Genomic DNA, 7,855 nt, shown 5'->3' with positions numbered 1-7,855 from the left:
CCAGCAAGCCTCCTTCGAGCAGCCTATAATAAAATTCGTCGCCGTTTTTCTCCAGCTTGAAGGTAAAGCCGGGTTGAATCCGAAGTAGACTTAGAAGATCTCGATTTTGATCCAGCAAACGTTGTATAATCGTTTGCCGGATAAGCCGAGAAATCAAAACAATTAATAATAGCATGATAGCATATAGCACCAAGTCGCGAACCAAGTGTTCTCCCTCCTGTAATCTCCCCTACTTTGCAAGCTATATTGAACATATAAAAAACTCAGGACAGATTCCTTATGCCATAAGGCTTAAAGAACTGTCCCGAGCATTCATTGTACTATAGATTCCATACGGTTCAAGTTCGTTTTAATATTTGAAACGACTGATCATCGACTTCAACTCAGTAGCCATTGTGGACAGCATCTGAGCAGAAGCCGATATTTCCTCCATGGAAGCCAGCTGCTCCTGCGAGGATGCGGCGACTTCCTCTGATGTAGCAGCATTACCGGTTGCAATCGTCGCCAGTTCGTTGGCTGTCGCTGCAATCTCCTGCACACTGGCTGATATCTGTTGTGCAATCCCAGCGACTTCCTCCACCTGAGGTGTTGTCTCTCGAATGCCCTCCATCGCGTGTCCCAGCTTGACAATCGTCTCCTTGGAAATCTGCAGCCCATCCTGTACCTCAGTCGTAACCTGGTTCATCGTCTGCACCGTCGCTTCCGTTTCACGCTGAATTTCGGTAATCAATGTGGCAATCTGTGTAGCAGATGCCTGCGATTGCTCTGCCAGCTTGCGCACCTCATCAGCAACGATCGCAAAGCCCTTGCCATGATCACCTGCTCTGGCCGCCTCAATGGCTGCATTCAGGGCCAGCAGATTCGTCTGATTGGATATATCACCGATAACCTTCGTAATTTCGCCGATTTCCTGAGAACGGGCCTGCAAGGTTTGAATCATCCGGTTAGATCGCTCTACCGACTGGTGAATGGAATCCATCTGTTCTCCCGTCTGCTCAACGGACTTTCGTCCTTCCTCTGCTTGCAATGAGGATCGTCTGGCCAAATCCGCTACCGAAACTGAGCGTTCTGCGATTTGCGTAACCCCTTGCGCAATTTCATCCAGTGACACCGAATTATTTTCCAGGCCTGTAGTCTGCTTTTCCGCTCCGCTGGCAATTTCCTGGACAGCCTGAGACACCTGCTCACTTGCAGCACTGGTTTGTTCTGCGCTTACCGTTAGCTCGTTCGAGGATCTGGCGACATGATCTGCACTATCCCCTACGTTCTGAATGACAGATCGCAAGTTATCCTGCATATTTCTGAAAGCCAGTCCCAATTGTCCGATCTCATCCTCACTCTTCACTTGAATGTCCTGCGTCAGGTCCCCCGCGCTCACATTCATCGCTTGTTCCTTCAATTTTATAATAGGCTTGATAATCGAACGAATCAGGAAATAGACAATGATTATGCCTACCACAAGACACCCGACAATCGTAAGCAGAGTGCTGATCAAAATCGGCTGTGCTGCTTCATCCACTTCAGATAAATACAGCGTACCGCCTATCTTCCAGCCTGTCAGCTTGTTAGTCGCAAAATTCATATATTTGGGCTGACCTTCATACTGATACTCGTATTCACCCGCGTCGCTCTCATACATGCGTGCTTCAGCATCTGCAATTTTGGCGCCTGTTGCCTTCGTCGGATGAACAATGTAAGTACGATTGCTGTCCAGCAATATGGCATAACCCTCATGGCCTACTTTAATATCGTTCAAAGTCTCTTTAATTCCGCTAATCTTCAGATCAATGCCAATAACACCCAAACCATCTGGCGTGGCCTTGGACACCGTGACTGTCATTTGCTTGGAGGATGCAGAAAGATAGGGCGAGCTGATCACTGTTTTGGCTTGTTCCTTCATGGCTTCCTCATACCAAGGTCTAACTCGAGGATCATAGTTATCGGGTAATTCCTTCTGCGGATAGGTAGTAAATTTACCTTCTTTTGAGCCATAATAAATGGATTCTGTTTCAGGATGGAGTGTAATATATTGCTTGAGAAATTCCTCCAGCTCTGCTGCCTTTTCCTCCGTCTCTACTCGATTGCCTTTTAGCTTCTCAGCAAAATATTCTGCGTCGTATACCTTAGGTGAAACAGCACTGTCAATAACATAATTAGTGCGGATAATAGCCTGCTCGGCGCTATATTCAATCTGCTTTCGAATCTGCTGGCTGGCGCTCATAAACGACAACCCCCCAATAATCAAGGACGGTATGATCAAAAAAGCGATAAAAGCTGCCATCAGCTTCATTTTAAAGTTATTGCTGAGCTTCCCTCCCACGAGCCATTTTCTAGAAAACTTCTTCATCATCAACATCTCCATTTCATTATTAAGAATGCTTGTTTATGGTGAACCACTTCGTGTTACCAGTGATGTTCACTCGACAAATCCATTTTTCGTTCTTTATCAACTCCCCCTAAAATGCTTGTACACAAAAAGTTATAAACATAGTAGTGAGTAGGTCTTTGTGCTTAATTTCGAATGCAGCAAGGCTCCTTGGAACCGTTTCCTTAATGTAATATACCTAAAAAATATTAAAAAAAATACGCTATAGATGTTAAGAAAATGTTAGTTTCAACTCACTATGCCTACCTCTTAACATGAAATAATCCCCTTGAAGGTGGCATACATAAGGTCATTTTTCATAAAATGCCATATGCTTGCTACCCCCAAAGTTGCGTGCATAAAGAATACAAGTAACTGATGTGCTGTAAATTTGCGTGCTGTATCTTTGTAGTTCAACTCTTTCTTTCAGTATGCTGATCACATCTTCTTCTTTAAGAAGAATTTGAACAAAGTTTGTAAACGTGGTAGACTTTTTTCATGAGGTCTCCTCTTTCAAATCGGGTTCTGTGGTGGAATCGATTTTATCGAAAGAGTGGCCTTTTTTCAGCTTTTGGATACCTTATTTTGGTTAATCAACAGGCGTGATCAACTATATCTTTAAGTATCAACAGTAACCTATATATGGAGGGAAGAACTATGCCTTATATTAATCTTCAAATAACAAAGGGCGCTTCTCGTGATCAGAAAGCCCAAGTTGTTAAAGAGTTTACAGAGACTCTGGTTCGGGTTCTTGACAAAAAACCAGAACATATTCATATTGTCATCGAAGAAATTGAGGATGAAAACTGGGGGTTTTCAGGAATTTTGACTGATGATTTTAGAAAGCAATAAAAGCAAAAGAAGTAGATCTTGCCGCTCGAAATTACTTAGAGCAAGTTGGTTTGAAGGGAATTTTGTTGCATAGGACAAGTCATACATCTCCACGCCTGTTGATTAACCAGAAACTGGTTTTTTGAAATTTGACAAATAGACATGTTTTTCCAACACTTTGGTAGTGGCGATGATCCATTCAATTTGTAGTTGATCGTGCTGAATTTGTTCCGCGAAACGGATCAAGGGCATTCTCTTGCAAGGGATGACAAATGATTTTGAGTGATCATATAACCATTTCAAGATAACGTAAGTCATTAACGCGGCAAAAAGCTGATTGAACACGGCATTCATTGTTGTGCCAAACAAAACAGGTACATTTAGGTTCTGTTTTATCCATCTGAAGAAAACTTCAATACCCCAGCGTGCCTTGTAGGTATCAGCAATTTCTTCGGCTGATAGATGCACAAGATTGGTTGCGACCCGAATTTCATTGCCGTTGTTATCTTGAAAGATCACGACGCGATGTCGAAGCTCCGACTGGCACTGAGGTGTTCCGAGATAACAAGTAATATCCCGTATGACGTTCGAGGTTTCCACTTTCCTGTTCTTTAAGGAATGTGGGTTCACAAGCGTTACGTTCTCTTTGATACGGGTTACAAAATACTGCTTCTCCGCGACATATTGATCAAAACGCTTTATCTTCCCGTAAGCTCGGTCATTTACTAAGATGTAATCCTTGTCCGCAAGCTTCTCACCGATAGGGCCATCATGAACCGTACCGATCGATCGTTTCAATGACCTGAACGGGTTGCTCAGTAGCCGCAGCGAATGCGACATGCAGCTTGATTCCTGCGCGTTCTCCATGAAACAGCGCCCAAGGCAGACGTGTTTTTCCTACCGTGATCGTTGTCGAGTCTACCAATAACAGATCGTTGGGTAGGTGCAATTGGCGTTTGGTTGCACGATTACACCTTGAAATCAACAAATGAAACAGGCGCTTGAAAAGCTCATACGGTACTTCGCTAGCTTTGGATGAGAAGGTAGAAAAGCAAACGGTTTGAAGTCCACAGATTTTGGCTTTAACGACACCGGAGCGATAACCATCCCACCAAAGGGGATTAGGTTGTTTTTATTTAATTCTATTCAATCCAGCAAAGCTTTAAGATCGTCGAGAGTCATTACAGGTGCCTGGCAGGCAAAATGCTCACACACATACACAGCCGGTTTACCGTCGACGAGCGTATAGTCACGGATATAAGGGACTATGTCTGCGATTGCAGACTGTCCTTCATCCTTCAAAATAGCAACTGTATTCGGCCTGAATCCAGCTTGAATCGCCCGAATGAATTGAAGCGTCTGTGGGTCATCACGCTGGCCTACAATCACAATTTCCTTCGTCGTCCCGGTCGCGTACAACAACGAGCTTAGCAAGGCCGAATATCCTGGCGGATCATAAGAAACCATACCCCCAAAAGCCTTGAACTGCTTTGCTGCATAGTCCTCCAATCGGGCTTCACCCGTCAGCCGTGCCAGCCGCACCAAATTATGGGCCGCGATGCTGTTGCCGGACGGGATCGCACCGTCGTAGATTTCCTTAGGCTTGGCAATGAGCTGCTCACTATCCTTCCCATAAAAGAACAAACCATGATGCTCCTCATCCCAAAACAGGTCAATCATATTCTGATTGAGCGTCAGCGCCCGTTGCAGATATTGTACATCAAAGGTCGCCTGATACAACTCAATCAAGCCCCACACATAAAAAGCATAATCATCCAAATATCCAGGATAAGCCGCATCACCATCCCGATAACGCGCCAGCAGTCGCCCGTCCACTCGTCTCAGGTGGCTCCAGAGGAACGACTCTGCCTTCTGTGCCCGTTCCGTATAGGTGACGTCCCCAAAAGCCTGTCCTGCCTTGGCCAATGCAACGATCATCAGCCCGTTCCACGAGGTCAAGATCTTGTCATCCTTGTGAGGATGAACCCGCTTTTCCCTGGCCGCAAACAGCTTGTCTCGCAGCTCACGTACCCGATCTTCCAACTCTTGTTTAGTCAGGTCATGCTTCAGCCCGTAGGCTTCCAGATTGATATCAATCAGATTTGGAATGTTGTGGCCTTCAAAATTCCCGTAAGGTGTAATCCCGTACAAATCGTTGAAAAAGGAGGCATCCTCATCACCCAGTACTGCCCTTACCTCGGAGTCGTCCCAGACGTAAAATCTCCCCTCTTCTCCTTCGGAATCCGCATCCTCTGCCGAATAGAAGGCCCCTCCTGCATCCGTCATCTCCCTTGCAATATATGTAAAAATTTGTTCTGTAATCTGCCGATACAGCTCCTTGCCCGTCACTTGCCAAGTCTCCGTATAAGCAATGGCGAGCAGAGCATTGTCATACAGCATTTTTTCAAAATGCGGCACCAGCCACTTCTCATCCACTGAATACCGCGAAAATCCCATGCCCACATGGTCGTAAATTCCACCCCGATACATCGCATCCAGCGTTTTCTCTACCATTTCCAGTGCCTGCTGATTTCCAGTGTGCTGTGCATATCGCAGCAAAAAGGACAAGATATGCGGAGAAGGAAATTTAGGTGCTTCTCCAAAGCCACCATATTCCTTGTCAAAGGTGTGGCTGTATTGGTGGAAGGCTTTATTCAAGCTCTGTTCATCCAGTTCACCGCGATATCCTGCAAGCATGTCCTGCCGCTCATGCTCTGTCAGCACTTGCTCACTTAATTCCACCAGCTCTTCGGGCTGTTCTTTCCACCGGGTTCCCACCTTGTCCAACAACTCCAACAGACCGACACGGCCAAACTTTTGCTCCTTGGGCAAATACGTACCCGCAAAAAAAGGCTTCTGATCCGGCGTCATCAAAATCGTCAACGGCCAGCCCCCATGCCCGGTCATCGTCTGGCAGATGGACATATAAATATGGTCCACATCCGGACGTTCCTCCCGATCCACCTTAATGGATACGTAGTCCCGGTTTAATATCTCCGCAATCTCTTCATCCTCGAACGACTCTCTTTTCATTACATGACACCAATGGCAAGACGAATAGCCGACAGACAAGAAAATGGGCTTATTTTCCTTTTTCGCCTTTTCAAACGCTTCTGATTCCCAAGAATACCAGTCAATTGGATTATAGGCATGCTGTAATAAATACGGTGATTTCTCATGTATTAGTCGGTTTGGCTTACGCTCTTCTTTTATCTCCACAATGTATACCCCTCCCGCCGGTATCGTTTTCAGTGCCCCATTATATGAGTTTTTCTGACGTCTTTTGCCGCTTTTTAAATAAGGTGACGATTATGATCAATAGCAGAGGAAGAACATAAAAAGTAGTATTTACTACTGGCCAGATTACATATACGGCTTCAATGGCTTCGATTTCATTGGGATACATGGTAATTGAGAGCAAAAGGCAAATAAATGCAATGGGAAAGATCAAGGTTCGGTTATCCTGCAATTTCAACAATTGCGACAGTGCCTTGTTCAAAATGAATAAGTAAATGACGGCTTTCATATATGTACCTGCGACCAGTGAGAATCCGATCACCGATTCTATTCTTTCAATAATTTCCTGAACAAAGATCATTCGGGCAAGCACATACAAGGAGTATTTCAAATCGCCGGCCAGAGGACCTAAAACCATAATAGTGCTTATGATGGATGTCAACATAAAAAGTCCATTGACCACAAGAGCAAAGAACAAATATTTCCCGAGTGTGCCTTCGTCTTTCTTTCGGACAAACGGGAGAATCATGGCGAATGGGGGAAGTTCGGCATATGGGAGACCATATGCGATGTAAGCGCCGTGAAGGATCGGTTTAAAACCATCCGGCATCACCGGCAAGAGGTACTCCGGATGATAAAGGGGTGCAACCATGGCCCAAATCGCGATGATAAATCCGAACATCATGAAAAGCAATACACCGGACATTCTGGCAATAACTTCAATCCCTGCGCGAACAGTCAGGGCAATCATCACAAAAAATAAGGAGCAAATTACATAATCAGGCGTTTCTTTCAACATCGCGGTCTTGATAAATGCGGCTATGTAGAGCACAATAGTAGCAATATGCCAGAACAAAATACAAACATAAGGGACGGCCACAAGGATCGTCATCCATTTGCCAATCGTGTGGCGGCTGTATTCTATAAATGTCATCCCTGGATACTTGCGGTGCAAATAAAGAATGCAAGCCAAAAAGAGCATGCCCATCGCGAGTGCCAGCAGCAAGGAAAGCCATGCCCCGTTTTTGGCTGCGTCCGTGAGCGGCGCCGGAATAAGATAGATCGACGAACTGGACATTAAAATGAGAAAGAGTACGCTCATCTGGATAGAACTGACGCTTTCTTGCTTGCTCATGAGATCAATCCTTTCAGGATTTTCTTCCTTAACCGGTGGTGTTCAGGATGGGAGCCTTAACGCTTCGACAATACGTTTGGCCGGAGCGGAAAAAAAATATACGAGGATATCGTTGAAGTTCGGCCAAGGTTTTTCCATCACAAATATAAAACTGAGATAAATCATGGGCATCATCAGCGCACCATATGCGAGCCAGTCACGGCGGCTAGTTCGCTTCAATTTCGGAATGTCATTGGTCAACATCGCCATAAACAACAGGAAAAGTAAAACTATTTTCGCAAACACAG

At 45.1% G+C, this 7,855-nt stretch carries 7 protein-coding genes; 1 reads left to right on the top strand and 6 read right to left on the bottom strand.

All coding sequences use genetic code 11. The features are described from left to right. Both WG8_RS28415 and WG8_RS12000 read right to left on the bottom strand, forming a co-directional pair. On the bottom strand, nt 1–205 hold a 205-nt coding region (locus WG8_RS28415), incomplete at its 3' end, for a hypothetical protein (RefSeq protein WP_007430443.1). 144 nt (nt 206–349) lie between these two features. Next, a complete protein-coding gene (locus WG8_RS12000) occupies nt 350–2,347 on the bottom strand; it encodes a methyl-accepting chemotaxis protein (RefSeq protein WP_007430442.1) in 1,998 nt (665 codons plus the stop codon). Nucleotides 2,348–3,022: 675 nt separating this feature from the next. Between WG8_RS12000 and WG8_RS11995 the strand changes: the two genes are divergently transcribed. Continuing rightward, complete coding sequence (locus tag WG8_RS11995) at nt 3,023–3,217, top strand: tautomerase family protein (protein WP_007430441.1); 195 nt, start codon at nt 3,023–3,025, stop codon at nt 3,215–3,217. A 102-nt stretch (nt 3,218–3,319) separates the two neighbouring features. Here the strand turns inward: WG8_RS11995 and WG8_RS11990 are convergent, their stop codons facing one another. The 4 genes from WG8_RS11990 to WG8_RS11975 all read right to left on the bottom strand — a co-directional run bounded on the left by WG8_RS11990 (nt 3,320) and on the right by WG8_RS11975 (nt 7,853). Continuing rightward, entirely contained in the window at nt 3,320–4,063 is a 744-nt protein-coding gene (locus tag WG8_RS11990) for an IS4 family transposase (RefSeq protein WP_085980044.1), read from the bottom strand. Between the two features lie 279 nt (nt 4,064–4,342). Then, nucleotides 4,343–6,415, bottom strand: a complete 2,073-nt coding sequence (locus tag WG8_RS11985; protein ID WP_007430439.1) for a thioredoxin domain-containing protein — start codon at nt 6,413–6,415, stop codon at nt 4,343–4,345. A 40-nt stretch (nt 6,416–6,455) separates the two neighbouring features. Then, nucleotides 6,456–7,568 (bottom strand): GerAB/ArcD/ProY family transporter, encoded by a 1,113-nt coding sequence (locus tag WG8_RS11980; RefSeq protein ID WP_007430438.1) that lies wholly within the window; start codon nt 7,566–7,568, stop codon nt 6,456–6,458. A gap of 42 nt (nt 7,569–7,610) precedes the next feature. After that, a complete protein-coding gene (locus tag WG8_RS11975; protein WP_007430437.1) occupies nt 7,611–7,853 on the bottom strand; it encodes a hypothetical protein in 243 nt (80 codons plus the stop codon). Nucleotides 7,854–7,855 lie beyond the last annotated feature (2 nt).

The organism is Paenibacillus sp. Aloe-11 (assembly GCF_000245715.1).
GTDB classification, from domain to species: domain Bacteria; phylum Bacillota; class Bacilli; order Paenibacillales; family Paenibacillaceae; genus Paenibacillus; species Paenibacillus kribbensis.
This window is presented reverse-complemented; position numbering and strand designations above follow the sequence as displayed.